Source organism: Rhizobium sp. 268 (genome assembly GCF_036571585.1).
Lineage (GTDB): Bacteria > Pseudomonadota > Alphaproteobacteria > Rhizobiales > Rhizobiaceae > Rhizobium > Rhizobium redzepovicii.
Genome location: NZ_JAPPSO010000015.1, coordinates 142,668 through 154,916, shown reverse-complemented (window position 1 = coordinate 154,916; position 12,249 = coordinate 142,668). Strand labels below are relative to the sequence as shown.

Here is a 12,249-nt window from a genome sequence, read left to right as displayed (position 1 = left end):
GGGGATTGAGTGGTGCCCAGGACCGGAATCGAACCAGTGACACGCGGATTTTCAATCCGCTGCTCTACCAACTGAGCTACCTGGGCTAACCTGCTTCCGATGGTGCCTTTTTCGAAAAAGAACCGCGGGGCCTTGGTTCGCCCCGGAAGCGAGCGGGGTTATAGCATCTTGTTCGGCCATGGCAAGCGTCAAATGACTCTTTTTTGACGGTCTTGCCCGTTTTGCCGATTCGTGAGGAAAAATAAGAGCTTCGCTGGCCGAATTCTCTAAAGCGCGTCGCATCAAACTTGATTCATGCGACGCGCTTTAGTTCTTTGTTTTGATGCATGTCGTTACCCCGGAACCGCTGCACACTTCCGGGCGACATGCATTAGTTTTCCTCATCGGGATATTCGGCCTTGGTCTCGTCGTCGGCAACCGGAATGGCATAGGCGCCGGTCAGCCAGCGAGAGAGGTCGACCTCGCGGCAGCGGTTTGAGCAGAAGGGGTAATGTTCGCGGTGAGAGGGTTTGCCGCATTCGGGGCAAGGGTGCGCCTTGCGCAGCGGTTCGACCTTGGCGGCGGCTTTGTTGTCTTCGGGCATGATCGGTCCGTCCTAAAGCGCGTCACGATCTTTCAGATTCGCTCCTTGCGCTTTAATTCTTTGTTTTTACGCATGTCGTTACGGCAAAAGCGCTTCGCGCTTTGCCAGGGAAAACCGCTGCACACTTTTGCGCGACATGCTTTAGTTCAGGAGTCGGCCTTCGGGCTTTAGCCCTCGGGCCACCGGCTATGCACGTCGAAGCCTTCGCCGGTCAAAAGCACGATGGTTTCATAAAGCGGCAGGCCGACGACATTGGTGTAGGAGCCGACCATCTTCTGCACGAAGGTGCCGGCAAGTCCCTGAATGCCATAGGCGCCTGCCTTGCCGCGCCACTGGCCGGAGGCCAGGTAGTTTTCGATCTCGAAGCCGGAGAGACGCTTGAAGCGCACCTTGGTCTCGACGATCTTCTGGCGGATCTTGCGATCCGGCGTCACCAGGCAAACGCCGGTATAGACGAGATGGTTGCGTCCCGACAACAGATGCAGCGAACTTAACGCCTCGTCGGCGAACTCGGCCTTGCCGAGAATGCGCCGGCCGACGGCGACCACCGTATCGGCCGAGAGAATATAGCTGCCCTTCCAGGTGATATCGCTCTTGATGGCGGCAAGGGCCGCTTCCGCCTTCTCGGCCGAAAGCCGGCGCGCCAGCGAACGCGGATGCTCCGACTTCTTGGGCGTCTCGTCGATATCCATCGGCATCAGCCGCGACGGTTCGATGCCCGCCTGGTTGAGCAGGTCGACGCGGCGGGGCGAGCCCGAGGCCAGAATGAGCTTGTATTTCAGCGCCATGGAACCTCGACCATCGGCAGACGGGAGAAAACCCCTTGCAGGATCTTGGGCAAGCTTACTTGAAACGGTAGGTGATGCGGCCCTTGGTCAGATCGTAGGGCGTCATTTCCACAAGCACCTTGTCGCCGGCGAGAACGCGGATGCGGTTCTTGCGCATGCGGCCGGCGGTATGGGCGATGATCTCGTGTTCGTTTTCGAGCTTCACGCGGAACGTCGCATTCGGCAGAAGTTCGGTGACGATACCCGGGAATTCGAGGACTTCTTCTTTCGGCATATAAGTGTTTTCTTCCTGTGGGTTGAAAAGGCAGCGCAGCGCGCGCCCTTAAAATTTGGGCGGAAACTACACAATCAACGAAGGTTTGTGAACCTTGTTGATCAGGCTTTCCTTTATTTGTTTTCATGCCGATTGCGCGGCAATGCCATTTCGTTTGAGCAGCCGGCTTTCGATGAGGCCGGCCAGGTGATCGCGGACCTCGCGGTAGCTCTCCAGAATCTGCTCGCGCGTGCCACTGACGACCGTCGGATCCATCGTCGGCCAGTAGACGACGTCGATCGCATTCGAGCGGGTCAGCTCGAGGGCGGCGTGATGGGCCGGCGGCGACAGCGTGATGATCAGATCGAAATAATCGTCTTCGAGTTCTTCAAGCGTCTGCGGCAGGCGGCGCCCCAGTGACAGGCCGATCTCGTCGAGCACGACATCGACGAAAGGATCGCGCTCGCCGGCGCGCACGCCGGCCGACCTGATATAGGTATTGGCCGGCAGAATACTACGGGCGATCGCTTCGGCCATCGGCGAGCGGATGGCATTCATCCCGCACATGAAGAGGATGGCGCCCGGCCTTTTTCCTTCCTCGACGTCGGCGGCGCGATCCATTGCCGTCATCCGCGCCAGTAGAGCACGCAGACCAGGGTGAACAGCCGCCGGGCGGTGTCGAAATCGACCTCTATCTTGCCGGTCAGCCTGTCCTTCAGCGTCTGCGAACCTTCATTGTGGATGCCGCGCCGGCCCATGTCGATCGCCTCGATGCGGCTCGGCGTCGACGAACGGATCGCTTCATAATAGCTCTCGCAGATCATGAAGTAATCCTTGACGATCCGCCGGAAGGGGGTGAGCGACAGGATATGGGTGGCGACGTCGATGCCTTCCTCCGTCCTGATGGCAAAGACCAGCTTGGAATCGACCAGCGAGATATTCAACCGGTAAGGGCCGCCGGCATGGCCGATCGGCGCAAAACGGTTCTCCTCGATCAGATCGAAGATGGCGACGGCGCGTTCATGCTCGACATCGGGCGTCGAACGGCCGATCGTATCGTCGAGGACGACATCGCAAAGCCGGAAATCGCCCGCCGCCATCCCCTCACCTTTCGAGGTTGAGGCGGATCGCAACCGATCGCGCATGGGCATCGAGGCCTTCGGAGACGGCTAGCGCAATCGCCGCCGGGCCGAGGGTGCGCAATTGCTGTGGGCCAAGCCGCAGGATCGAGGTGCGCTTGACGAAATCGAGCACCGAAAGGCCGGAGGAGAAACGCGCCGAGCGCGCCGTCGGCAGCACGTGGTTGGACCCGCCGACATAATCGCCGATCACCTCGGGCGTATGGGCGCCGATGAAGATCGCGCCGGCATTGCGGATGCCGTCGAGCAGCCGGTCCGGATCGGCAACGGCAAGCTCCAGATGCTCGGCGGCGACGCGGTTGGCAAGCGGAATGGCCTGGTTCAGATCGGCAACGAGAATGACCGCGCCGAAATCGCGCCAGCTTGCCGCGGCGGTCTCGGCGCGGTTCAGCGTCTTCAGCTGGCGTTCGACCGCCTGCTCCACCGCCTTGCCGAATTCGGCATTATCGGTGATCAGGATTGCCTGGGCGCTGGCATCGTGCTCGGCCTGCGCCAGCAGATCGGCGGCGATCCAATCGGGATTGTTGTCCTTGTCGGCGATGACCAGCACTTCGGAAGGGCCAGCGATCATATCGATGCCGACAGTGCCGAAGACGTGGCGCTTGGCGGCTGCGACATAGGCATTACCGGGACCGGTGATCTTGGCAACCGGGGCGATCGTCTCGGTGCCATAGGCAAGAGCGGCGATCGCCTGGGCGCCGCCGACACGATAAACCTCGGTCACACCGGCAAGCTTGGCTGCGGCAAGCACGGCGGGGTTGACGGCACCGCCGGTGGCGGGAACGGCGATGACGATGCGATCGACGCCGGCAACCTTGGCCGGCACGGCATTCATCAGCACCGAGCTCGGATAACTCGCCGTGCCGCCCGGAACATAGAGCCCGACCGCCTCGATCGCCGTCCAGCGCGAGCCGAGTCCAACACCCATGTCGTCTTCGTAGATATCGTCCTTCGGCAGCTGCCGGCGATGATGGCTTTCGATGCGCAGTGCTGCGAGCTTCAGCGCCCCCAGCACTTCCGGAGGCACCGCCTCGATCGCCGCGTCGAATTCCTCAGGCGTGACCCGCATCGGCACGGCGGCGAAATCGATGCCGTCGAACTTCAGCGAATATTCGGCAAGCGCCACATCGCCGCGGGCCCTGACATCATCGATGATGGCGCGAACGACCGTGTTCACATCCTCGGAGACTTCACGCTTGGTCGTCAGAAAGGCGGCAAAACGCTGCTCGAAACCTTCCGATGCCTGATCCAGCCAGATTGCCAAGGCCGATATTCCTTCTCAACTCGAAACTGCGATGTTCAAACCTCAAGCGTCAAACACTCATTGTTTTATGCATGTCGTTATCCCGGAACCGCAGCACATTTCCGGGCGACATGCATTAGCGGTGACGAGGCTTGGACGAAGCCTCCCAGGCACCGCCGATATCGGCCATTTGCACCTCGATGCATTCGACATCGAGCGCAAGCGAGGCGGTGCCGGACAGCGACAGCTCGATCGTACCCTCCGGTCCCTCGCCCTTCTGCTCGAAGCGCAGGGCCAGCAGCGACAGCACCTCGTCGCGTTTGCCGCGGTCGATGCCGAGCGACCGCACGGCGAGCACCCGCTTGAACACCAGGGCAGCCCGGCGGCGCTCGAAGCCTCTGCGCTTGCGCTCGGCACCTTCCCAGACGAAACGATTGACGGCAAGGGCGAACTGCGCGTCGCGCGGCGACCAGTCGATATCCCCGACCTTGAAGACGCTGTCCTGCATATGCGCGGAGATGATCGCAAGATCCTCGTCATCGAGCGCCACAAGCTTCAGTTCGGTCATTCAGCTTCATCCCAGCAGGCACCGCCGAAATGGCGATGCGTCAGACAAGGGAAATAAGATGCTGCGGCCAAATACGCAACCGGGATGAACGGCTTACTCGCTGATGCGCTCGACGACGGCGCCACAGCGGGTCAGCTTCTCCTCGAGCCGCTCGAAACCGCGGTCGAGGTGATAGACGCGGGAGACCGTGGTTTCGCCCTCGGCGGCAAGGCCGGCGATGACGAGCGAGACGGAGGCGCGCAGATCGGTCGCCATGACGGGGGCGCCGCGCAGCCGCTGGACACCCTCGATCTTTGCCGTCTGGCCGGAGAGCGTGATCCGGGCGCCGAGGCGGGCCAGCTCCTGCACATGCATGAAGCGGTTTTCGAAGATGGTCTCGGTCACGTGCGAGATGCCGGAAGAGCGGGTCATCAGCGCCATGAACTGCGCCTGCAGGTCGGTGGGGAAGCCCGGGAAGGGATCGGTGACGATATCGACCGGCTTGATGCCGGCGCCATTGCGCCTGACGCGCATGCCGTTGTTGGTCGAAGAGATGTCGGCGCCGGCGCGGCGCAGCGTTTCCAAGGCGGTGTCGAGCAGCGCTACATCGGTATTTTCGAGCACGACGTCGCCGCCGGCCATGGCAACCGCCATGGCATAGGTGCCGGTCTCGATGCGATCCGGCAGCACGCGGTGGCGCGCGCCGGAGAGCGAGGTGACGCCTTCGATGGTGATGGTCGCCGTGCCGGCGCCCGAGATTTTGGCGCCCATGGCGTTCAGGCAGTTGGCGAGATCGACGACCTCGGGCTCGCGGGCGGCGTTGCCGATGACGGTCGTGCCGCGGGCGAGCGTTGCCGCCATCATCAGCACATGGGTGGCGCCGACGGAGACTTTCGGGAAGGTGTAGCGCGCGCCGATCAGGCCACCATTCGGCGCCTTGGCGTTGATGTAACCCGCGTCGATCTCCATAGTGGCGCCGAGCGCCGTCAGGCCCTCGATGAAGAGATCGACGGGACGCGTGCCGATGGCACAGCCGCCCGGCAGCGACACCCGGCAATGGCCTTCGCGCGCCAGGAGCGGGCCGATGACCCAGAAGGAAGCGCGCATCTTCGAGACCAGTTCGTAGGAAGCGGTGGTATCGACGATCGTGCGGCAGGTGAAATGGATCGTGCGGGCGTAGGAATCTTCCTGGCGCTCGCGGCGGCCGTTGACGGCGACATCGACGCCATGATTGCCGAGGATGCGCATCAAGAGTTCGACATCGGCCAGATGCGGCACGTTTTCCAGCGTCAGCGTGTCGCTGGTCAGAAGCGAGGCAATCATCAGCGGCAATGCGGCATTCTTGGCGCCGGAAATCGGAATGATGCCATTCAGCTCATTACCGCCGACGATTCTGATACGATCCATGTGCGCTTACGGGCCGCGCCCGCCTTTCCTGAAATACTGCCTTGGAATAGGGAGTGGGGTGTTTAAGGGATTTTTCGCGACGCTTCAATTGACCGCGGACGGAACATTACGATTCGTCCATTTTTGCGGCAGGCAGTCCATTTGTTTCGTCGGCCTGGCCCGAACGGCGGGCGCGCACCTGCTGTTTGCGTTTCGAAAGATTTTCCCTGAGTTTTGCGGCGGCGCGTTCGCGGCGCAGTTTCGCCTGGGCCTCGATCGCCTGTTTGCGGCTCTGCTGGCCGGTTTCGGTCTTGTCGTTCATGTGACAGGATTAGCCGAATTCGCGCCGATCCAAAAGGGCCTTGCGCCCCAATCCACGCGAAGTTGGAATTTGCTGCTTGCGCTTGCCGCCAAGCTGTGGCAATAGCCGCCCCGTTCCCGCGATTTGAGCCACCCGGCTCGCACGGGTCCTGGTCCTGCTGCCGTAGCTCAGTGGTAGAGCACACCCTTGGTAAGGGTGAGGTCGGTGGTTCAATCCCACTCGGCAGCACCAGTTTTCTCTTTCAGTATCCGACATCATTTTCCGCGCGCTCGGCTTGCCCTCATTCAGCTGCCGCCACCAACCGGGGTCGAGCCACGCGTCGCGACCCGTCCTTCGGACCCCCGCTTGCGGGGCGAAGGGGGAATGTCGCGAACTCTCCGTCCCTCGCTAACCTCTTGCATGGCACGTCCCCTCGCCCCGTTTACGGGGAGAGGGTTAGGGTGAGGGGCAGCCATCCGCACGAAGCGGACAGCACGGCAGTGCAATCCGGGATTTCGGTGACTTCGAGATAATAAGGTATGAAGGGCGAAAACTGCCAGAGGTCGAACAATTCTCCGGTCAGCACTACTTCCTCATCTGGAATTGGTTCGTGAGGCCCCAAAGGAACTCCATCGAACACGCTTTCGACATACCAGTGATCAAATTTCTCTGCCGAGAGATAGGCGCCAAGATCAATGACCGTGCCGTACACCGGGAGGGTAGCTTGCAAATATTTCCGCTGCATTTCGGGGATGGTTTCGACGGAGATATGTGTCAGGAAAGCGTCTTCAGTAGCAGATACCTCTGCCCCGCGAGCGAAGGCCGGCATTGCCAGCGCCGCGCAGAGAAAAGCAGCCTGGATCATTTTTCGATCTAAACTCATCTCGAGCCCTCAGATTTCCCGGCACGGTAGCGGTGGCACCGCGCCGACGCCATACAACTTATTTGCGACTGCGAAAAATTTCGTTTGGCGCCCGCTCGAGGTCCGTCCTCCACAAGCTGACATTTGGCCTCATCGGCAACAAACGATTCACCATTGTTGGCCGTGAAAATCCCGCTAGAATGCCACTATGGCGACGTCTCCACGGAGGAATACGGAGGCGCTGCATGCTTTGTTTCTGTCGACAATCGTGGAGGAGCATTGATGGCAACTGAAAAATGGGACAGCCCGGTCAAGGTCGGTTTCGAAGATGCCGACGCGCGAACGGTCAGCGGGCCGTTCGATGCGCTGAAATGCCTGGCGGATTTCTGGCCGAATTCGCGCGGGCTGCGTTATATCAAGGCCCGCAGCACCTGCCGGGCAGCGCTCGATGGGCGCAAGAGCGTGGAGGAAGCACGAGCCGAATTCCTGGCGGCGGCCGAAGAGGCGAAGCTGAAGTTGCATTAGCGCCCAAGCGTCCGACAGGACGCGGAAGCACGCTCCGCCACGATGAACTGGGTTCTTCTGCCGGCATTTCCGTAAACGGAGTGTGCCGGAACGGTGCGACGCTTTAATTTACTTAACCCTGCATCGAACCTATGGCGGGTTTTGGTGCAACGGGCGTTGTGCCCGGGATAAGTCTATTCATAAAAGACACGCAGCCATCATGATGATGGTTAGAGGCTCGTCACCTCTGCGGGAACGCAGGCGAGCCTCGTTTGGGCAGGACTATTTTCAGCAGTCCGCGCCACCCTCACTTTCCACCTCGATATAACCGACGCCGATGATCGTGCCATCGCCGGCGCGGATGAAGGAGGGGAGATACTGCGGTTCTGCCGGCGTGCAGGCGATGGCGCCGGTATATTCATTGAGGGCGACCTGGTCCTTCGGCAGCGCCGAATAATTTGTGCCGGTTTCCAGCGAGGCATAAGCGGAACCGGCAAAAACGCCGGCCGATATCATGGTGACTGCCGAGAGGCGAGGAAGCGACTGCATGAGGGGTCTCCAGCGTTTCGATCCGGCATTTCAACCCGCGGAAGGGCACTTGGTTCCCTCAGCGCCGCAACAGACGACTGTGCACATAACCTCGGCCGACGATGCTTTCGGCGATTGCGACCGCCCGCTCGACATCGCCGCGCCGTCGCACGAAACCGTCGAGAATGACATAGGAGCCCAGCATGCTCACAGCAATTTCCTCAGCGTCGAGACCATCGGCGGCATGAAGAGCGCTCTCCACCGAAGCACGTGTCGCCGCATCGCCATGGCCCTGTCGGCCGGGTTCGTCATGGTCGGGGAATAAAGGATACCCGATCACCAAAGCGCCTCCTGAGGTTTGGTATATCCGGTTAACGCCGCAACAACGCTTTTCGTTGCGGCCCGCCGGTCTCGACCGGATATTCGCGCGTGATTTCTGCGGGGCCTGGTGTGGCCCACCCTTGGCGAAAGGTGCCGCGGCTTCCATATCTCTCTGCAGCCGAAAGAGGATGACGGTGATGAAAGTGCTGCTGCCCGTTTTGTTTGCCGGAGTGTTGCTGGCCGGCTGCTCGTCGGCCGATAGTCCGGCGTTGGACCCCATTCCCGGCAGCATCACCTATGGCGGCCAGCCGCGAACGAAACTGACCAAATCGCCGGTCGGCAGCGCCGTCCACCACCAGTTCTACGACGGGACCGGCCAGCGCGTCGAGGAAACCTACATTCTTCAGCCGGATCGGAGCCTGAAGCTGGTGCGGCGCGTGGTAGGGCCGGATTTCCCCGATTGAGGCACCCCTCTGCGCCAGAATGCTTGACAGCGGCTGAAATCGCGAACATTCAAGGAACATCTAATCTTTCCGCAGTGATTCTGCGGAAGCCCGACCGGACGGCTGGATGTATCTCGAAAAGCTCAATCCCCAGCAGCGCATGGCCGTCGAGCATGGCACGCTCACCGACGGCAGCCATATTGCCGGGCCGCTGCTGGTCATTGCCGGCGCCGGCTCGGGCAAGACCAATACGCTGGCGCATCGGGTCGCCCATCTCATCGTCAAGGGCGCCGATCCCCGCCGCATCCTGCTGATGACCTTCTCGCGGCGGGCCGCCGCCGAGATGGCGCGGCGCGTCGAGCGCATCTGCCGGGATGTGCTGGGCACGAACGCCGGTGTCATGGCCGATGCGCTTCACTGGTCCGGCACTTTCCACGGTATTGGCGCGCGGCTGTTGCGCGATTATGCGCAGCAGATCGGCCTCGATGCCGATTTCACCATCCACGACCGCGAAGACAGCGCCGACCTGATGAACCTCATCCGGCACGATCTCGGCTTGTCCAAAACGGAAAGCCGGTTTCCGGCCAAAGGCACCTGCCTTGCCATCTATTCCCGGGCAGTGAACTCGGAAACGGCACTCGATCAGGTGCTGCGCGACGTTTTTCCCTGGTGCGCGGCCTGGGAGAAACAGCTGCGCGAGCTTTTCGCCTGTTATGTCGAGGCGAAGCAGAGCCAGAACGTGCTCGATTACGACGACCTCTTGCTCTACTGGGCGCAGATGGTCGGCGAGAGCGTGATTGCCGAGGATATCGGCAGCCGCTTCGACCATGTGCTGGTCGACGAATATCAGGACACCAACCGGCTGCAGGCCTCGATCCTGCTCGCGCTGAAACCCCAAGGCCAGGGGCTGACGGTCGTCGGTGACGATGCGCAGTCGATCTATTCCTTTCGCGCGGCGACGGTGCGCAACATCCTCGATTTTCCCGCCGCCTTCAGCCCGGCCGCCAATATCGTCACGCTCGACCGCAACTATCGCTCGACGCAGCCGATCCTTGCGGCGGCCAACGCCGTCATCGATCTCGCCTCGGAACGCTTCACCAAGAACCTCTGGACCGAGCGGCAATCTGCCGAGCGGCCGCGCCTCGTCACGGTGCGCGACGAGGCTGACCAGGCGCGTTATATCGCCGACATGGTGCTCGACAACCGCGAGGAAGGCCTGATGCTCAAGCAGCAGGCCGTACTCTTCCGCGCCTCGCATCACAGCGGGCCGCTGGAGGTCGAGCTGACACGGCGCAACATTCCCTTCGTCAAGTTCGGCGGGCTGAAGTTTCTCGACAGCGCCCATGTCAAGGACATGCTGGCCGCCCTTCGCTTCGCGCAGAACCCGCGCGACCGGGTGGCAGGCTTCCGGCTGATGCAGATCCTGCCGGGCGTCGGGCCGTCGACGGCGCAGAAGGCGCTCGACCTGATGGCCGAGGATGCGAGCCCGATCACGGCACTCGCCGCCATGCCGGCGCCGCCGCGTTCCGGCGAGGACTGGACGGGTTTCGTTTCGATGCTGCAGGAGATGAAATCCGGCAAGGCCGGCTGGCCGGCGGAAATCGAGCTGGCGCGGCAATGGTATGCGCCGCATCTGGAACGGCTGCACGAGGACGCGGCGACGCGGCAGGCCGACCTGCTGCAGCTCGAGCAGATCGCTAGCGGTTATGCCTCACGCGAGCGTTTCCTCACCGAGCTCACCCTCGATCCGCCGGATGCCACCAGCGACCAGGCCGGCGTGCCGCTGCTCGACGAGGATTACCTCATCCTTTCCACCATCCATTCCGCCAAGGGCCAGGAATGGACGAGGGTCTTCATGCTGAATGTCGTCGACGGCTGCATTCCGAGCGATCTCGCCGTCGGCGCCACCGCCGAAATCGAGGAGGAACGCCGGCTGCTCTATGTGGCGATGACCCGTGCTCGGGACGGTCTCGATCTCGTCGTGCCGCAGCGCTTCTTCACCTATGGGCAGAATGCGCAGGGCGACCGGCACGTCTATGCCTCGCGCAGCCGCTTCATTCCGGCAACATTGCTGCAGTTCTTCGAGGCCTGCAGCTGGCCGCAGGTGAAATCGGAGACCGCCGCGCAAGCGCATGTGCGGCAGATGCGCATCGATGTCGGCGCCCGCATGCGCGGCATGTGGCGATAAATCGACTATCGTCTCAGAGAGATAGCGGCGGTTCGGCCGGCTTCAGGAAATGCTCGATCCTTGCAGCTCCCACCGCCTCGACGGAGGCCGGCGACCATTTCGGGTTGCGGTCCTTGTCGATGACGGCGGCGCGGATGCCTTCGAAGAAATCGGGATTATCGAGCATCCGCAGGCAGGCGCCGAGTTCGCGGCCAAGGCATTCGGCAAGCGAGGCGCTGCGTCGGCCGGCCCTGAGCAGCGCCAAAGCGAGCTTCAGGCTGGTCGGCGAACGGGTCGACAGCACCCGGCGGGTCTCGGCGGCGAAGTCGCCCTCCTCCCCGGCAAGCGCTGCCAGGATTTCCTCGACACTGTCGAAACGAAAGGCGCGATCGATCATCGCAGCATTCTGCCTGAGCCGGCTTTCTCCGGCAGGCTCGGCAAACTGCTGCAAGAGGGCATCGACATCGCTGGACGAGCTGTCAAGCGGCAGGGCCGACAGCGCCTCGATCACGGCGCTAAGCCGCGACGAGGCGATGTGACGATCGGCCAGCCCGGCGTGGATCGCGTCGGCAGCACCAATATCGAGCCCGGTCAGACCGAGCCATGTTCCGGCTTCGCCGGGCGCCTTCGGCAACAGCCAAGTGGCGCCGACATCGGGGACATAGCCGATGCCGGTTTCGGGCATGGCAAGCCGGGTGCGCTCGGTGACGATGCGGTGGCGGCCATGCGACGATAGACCGACGCCGCCGCCCATGGTGATGCCGTCCATCAGCGCGACATAGGGTTTGGGGTAGACGGCGATCTGATGGTTGAGGCGGAATTCTTCGCGCCAGAAGGCGCCTGCGAGCCCATCGCCGGCGCGCGCACTTTCATGCAGGGCGCGGATGTCGCCGCCGGCGCAGAAACCGCGTTCACCCTCCCCCGTCGCCACGACACTCGCCACCCCGGCATCAGAGGCAAAGCCATCAAGAGCCTCGGTGATCGCCCGGATCATCGGCAGCGTCAGGCTGTTCAGCGCCCGCGGTCGGTTGAGCCGGATGATGCCGGCAGTGCCCTGCTGTTCAATGATGACTTCGCCGTCCTGCATGCTTCGCCTCCGCTGCTGGAGCCTTCCTGATCCATTGAGGCATTCTGCCCAGGAAAGGCTCGAGACCATGAATAGACGACGATGCAGCGTCGCTCCA

General features: G+C 62.2%; 16 protein-coding genes and 2 tRNA genes. 4 read left to right on the top strand and 14 right to left on the bottom strand.

Annotation, left to right across the window (positions count from 1 at the left end):
- Positions 1–10: 10 nt before the first annotated feature.
- The 10 genes from OS035_RS26645 to OS035_RS26600 form a co-directional block, all read right to left on the bottom strand.
- Positions 11–86, bottom strand: a tRNA-Phe gene (locus tag OS035_RS26645).
- A 284-nt stretch (positions 87–370) separates the two neighbouring features.
- Positions 371–583 (bottom strand): DNA gyrase inhibitor YacG, encoded by a 213-nt coding sequence (gene yacG, locus OS035_RS26640; protein ID WP_183779338.1) that lies wholly within the window; start codon positions 581–583, stop codon positions 371–373.
- A 167-nt stretch (positions 584–750) separates the two neighbouring features.
- Positions 751–1,371, bottom strand: coding sequence for a Maf-like protein (locus OS035_RS26635; RefSeq protein ID WP_003570453.1), 621 nt, complete (start codon positions 1,369–1,371; stop codon positions 751–753).
- 55 nt (positions 1,372–1,426) lie between these two features.
- Positions 1,427–1,645 (bottom strand): translation initiation factor IF-1, encoded by a 219-nt coding sequence (gene infA / locus OS035_RS26630; protein WP_003545338.1) that lies wholly within the window; start codon positions 1,643–1,645, stop codon positions 1,427–1,429.
- A gap of 123 nt (positions 1,646–1,768) precedes the next feature.
- A complete protein-coding gene (locus OS035_RS26625; protein ID WP_179867088.1) occupies positions 1,769–2,254 on the bottom strand; it encodes an arsenate-mycothiol transferase ArsC in 486 nt (161 codons plus the stop codon).
- Positions 2,251–2,724: a UPF0262 family protein gene (locus tag OS035_RS26620; RefSeq protein ID WP_097624813.1), complete on the bottom strand. Its 474-nt coding sequence runs from the start codon at positions 2,722–2,724 to the stop codon at positions 2,251–2,253. Before OS035_RS26620 ends, OS035_RS26625 begins: the two co-directional genes overlap by 4 nt.
- Positions 2,725–2,728: 4 nt before the next feature.
- Positions 2,729–4,027: a histidinol dehydrogenase gene (gene hisD, locus OS035_RS26615; protein WP_097624812.1), complete on the bottom strand. Its 1,299-nt coding sequence runs from the start codon at positions 4,025–4,027 to the stop codon at positions 2,729–2,731.
- Positions 4,028–4,142: 115 nt separating this feature from the next.
- The gene (locus OS035_RS26610) at positions 4,143–4,574 is read right to left on the bottom strand and encodes a DUF2948 family protein (protein WP_183779331.1); all 432 of its coding nucleotides are present in this window, start codon (positions 4,572–4,574) and stop codon (positions 4,143–4,145) included.
- A 93-nt stretch (positions 4,575–4,667) separates the two neighbouring features.
- Positions 4,668–5,960, bottom strand: coding sequence for a UDP-N-acetylglucosamine 1-carboxyvinyltransferase (murA, locus tag OS035_RS26605; RefSeq protein ID WP_088939387.1), 1,293 nt, complete (start codon positions 5,958–5,960; stop codon positions 4,668–4,670).
- 106 nt (positions 5,961–6,066) lie between these two features.
- Positions 6,067–6,261 carry a hypothetical protein gene (locus tag OS035_RS26600; protein WP_331814249.1) on the bottom strand — a complete coding sequence of 65 codons (195 nt, stop codon included), beginning with the start codon at positions 6,259–6,261 and terminating at the stop codon, positions 6,067–6,069.
- Positions 6,262–6,417: 156 nt separating this feature from the next.
- On the opposite strand from OS035_RS26600, the gene OS035_RS26595 reads away from it, so the two are divergent.
- A tRNA-Thr gene (locus OS035_RS26595) sits at positions 6,418–6,492 on the top strand.
- A 190-nt stretch (positions 6,493–6,682) separates the two neighbouring features.
- On the opposite strand, the gene OS035_RS26590 is transcribed toward OS035_RS26595, so the two are convergent.
- Positions 6,683–7,105, bottom strand: coding sequence for a hypothetical protein (locus OS035_RS26590; RefSeq protein WP_310804127.1), 423 nt, complete (start codon positions 7,103–7,105; stop codon positions 6,683–6,685).
- Positions 7,106–7,384: 279 nt separating this feature from the next.
- Here OS035_RS26590 and OS035_RS26585 point away from each other — a divergent pair, with 279 nt between their 5' ends.
- Positions 7,385–7,627: a DUF982 domain-containing protein gene (locus tag OS035_RS26585; RefSeq protein WP_003588688.1), complete on the top strand. Its 243-nt coding sequence runs from the start codon at positions 7,385–7,387 to the stop codon at positions 7,625–7,627.
- A 267-nt stretch (positions 7,628–7,894) separates the two neighbouring features.
- Here OS035_RS26585 and OS035_RS26580 read toward each other — a convergent pair whose 3' ends face one another.
- Positions 7,895–8,155: a hypothetical protein gene (locus OS035_RS26580; RefSeq protein ID WP_097624809.1), complete on the bottom strand. Its 261-nt coding sequence runs from the start codon at positions 8,153–8,155 to the stop codon at positions 7,895–7,897.
- Between the two features lie 58 nt (positions 8,156–8,213).
- The gene (locus OS035_RS26575) at positions 8,214–8,474 is read right to left on the bottom strand and encodes a BON domain-containing protein (RefSeq protein WP_183852701.1); all 261 of its coding nucleotides are present in this window, start codon (positions 8,472–8,474) and stop codon (positions 8,214–8,216) included.
- 178 nt (positions 8,475–8,652) lie between these two features.
- Here OS035_RS26575 and OS035_RS26570 point away from each other — a divergent pair, with 178 nt between their 5' ends.
- Together OS035_RS26570 and OS035_RS26565 are read left to right on the top strand one after the other, a co-directional pair.
- On the top strand, positions 8,653–8,919 hold the full coding sequence (locus OS035_RS26570) for a hypothetical protein (protein WP_097624862.1): 267 nt from the start codon (positions 8,653–8,655) through the stop codon (positions 8,917–8,919).
- Positions 8,920–9,025: 106 nt separating this feature from the next.
- Complete coding sequence (locus tag OS035_RS26565) at positions 9,026–11,086, top strand: ATP-dependent helicase (RefSeq protein WP_331814248.1); 2,061 nt, start codon at positions 9,026–9,028, stop codon at positions 11,084–11,086.
- A gap of 13 nt (positions 11,087–11,099) precedes the next feature.
- Here the strand turns inward: OS035_RS26565 and OS035_RS26560 are convergent, their stop codons facing one another.
- Positions 11,100–12,152, bottom strand: coding sequence for an enoyl-CoA hydratase/isomerase family protein (locus OS035_RS26560; RefSeq protein ID WP_331814247.1), 1,053 nt, complete (start codon positions 12,150–12,152; stop codon positions 11,100–11,102).
- Between the last annotated feature and the right edge of the window lie 97 nt (positions 12,153–12,249).

Bases quoted from the DNA above. Each gene is read 5' to 3' on its own strand.
- OS035_RS26620 (WP_097624813.1), bottom strand. From the start codon at position 2,724: ATGGCGGCGGGCGATTTCCGGCTTTGCGATGTCGTCCTCGACGATACG.
- OS035_RS26600 (WP_331814249.1), bottom strand. From the start codon at position 6,261: ATGAACGACAAGACCGAAACCGGCCAGCAGAGCCGCAAACAGGCGATC.
- infA (WP_003545338.1), bottom strand. From the start codon at position 1,645: ATGCCGAAAGAAGAAGTCCTCGAATTCCCGGGTATCGTCACCGAACTT.
- OS035_RS26570 (WP_097624862.1), top strand. From the start codon at position 8,653: ATGAAAGTGCTGCTGCCCGTTTTGTTTGCCGGAGTGTTGCTGGCCGGC.
- OS035_RS26585 (WP_003588688.1), top strand. From the start codon at position 7,385: ATGGCAACTGAAAAATGGGACAGCCCGGTCAAGGTCGGTTTCGAAGAT.
- yacG (WP_183779338.1), bottom strand. From the start codon at position 583: ATGCCCGAAGACAACAAAGCCGCCGCCAAGGTCGAACCGCTGCGCAAG.
- OS035_RS26565 (WP_331814248.1), top strand. From the start codon at position 9,026: ATGTATCTCGAAAAGCTCAATCCCCAGCAGCGCATGGCCGTCGAGCAT.
- murA (WP_088939387.1), bottom strand. From the start codon at position 5,960: ATGGATCGTATCAGAATCGTCGGCGGTAATGAGCTGAATGGCATCATT.
- OS035_RS26590 (WP_310804127.1), bottom strand. From the start codon at position 7,105: ATGATCCAGGCTGCTTTTCTCTGCGCGGCGCTGGCAATGCCGGCCTTC.
- OS035_RS26625 (WP_179867088.1), bottom strand. From the start codon at position 2,254: ATGACGGCAATGGATCGCGCCGCCGACGTCGAGGAAGGAAAAAGGCCG.
- OS035_RS26580 (WP_097624809.1), bottom strand. From the start codon at position 8,155: ATGCAGTCGCTTCCTCGCCTCTCGGCAGTCACCATGATATCGGCCGGC.
- OS035_RS26610 (WP_183779331.1), bottom strand. From the start codon at position 4,574: ATGACCGAACTGAAGCTTGTGGCGCTCGATGACGAGGATCTTGCGATC.
- OS035_RS26635 (WP_003570453.1), bottom strand. From the start codon at position 1,371: ATGGCGCTGAAATACAAGCTCATTCTGGCCTCGGGCTCGCCCCGCCGC.
- OS035_RS26560 (WP_331814247.1), bottom strand. From the start codon at position 12,152: ATGCAGGACGGCGAAGTCATCATTGAACAGCAGGGCACTGCCGGCATC.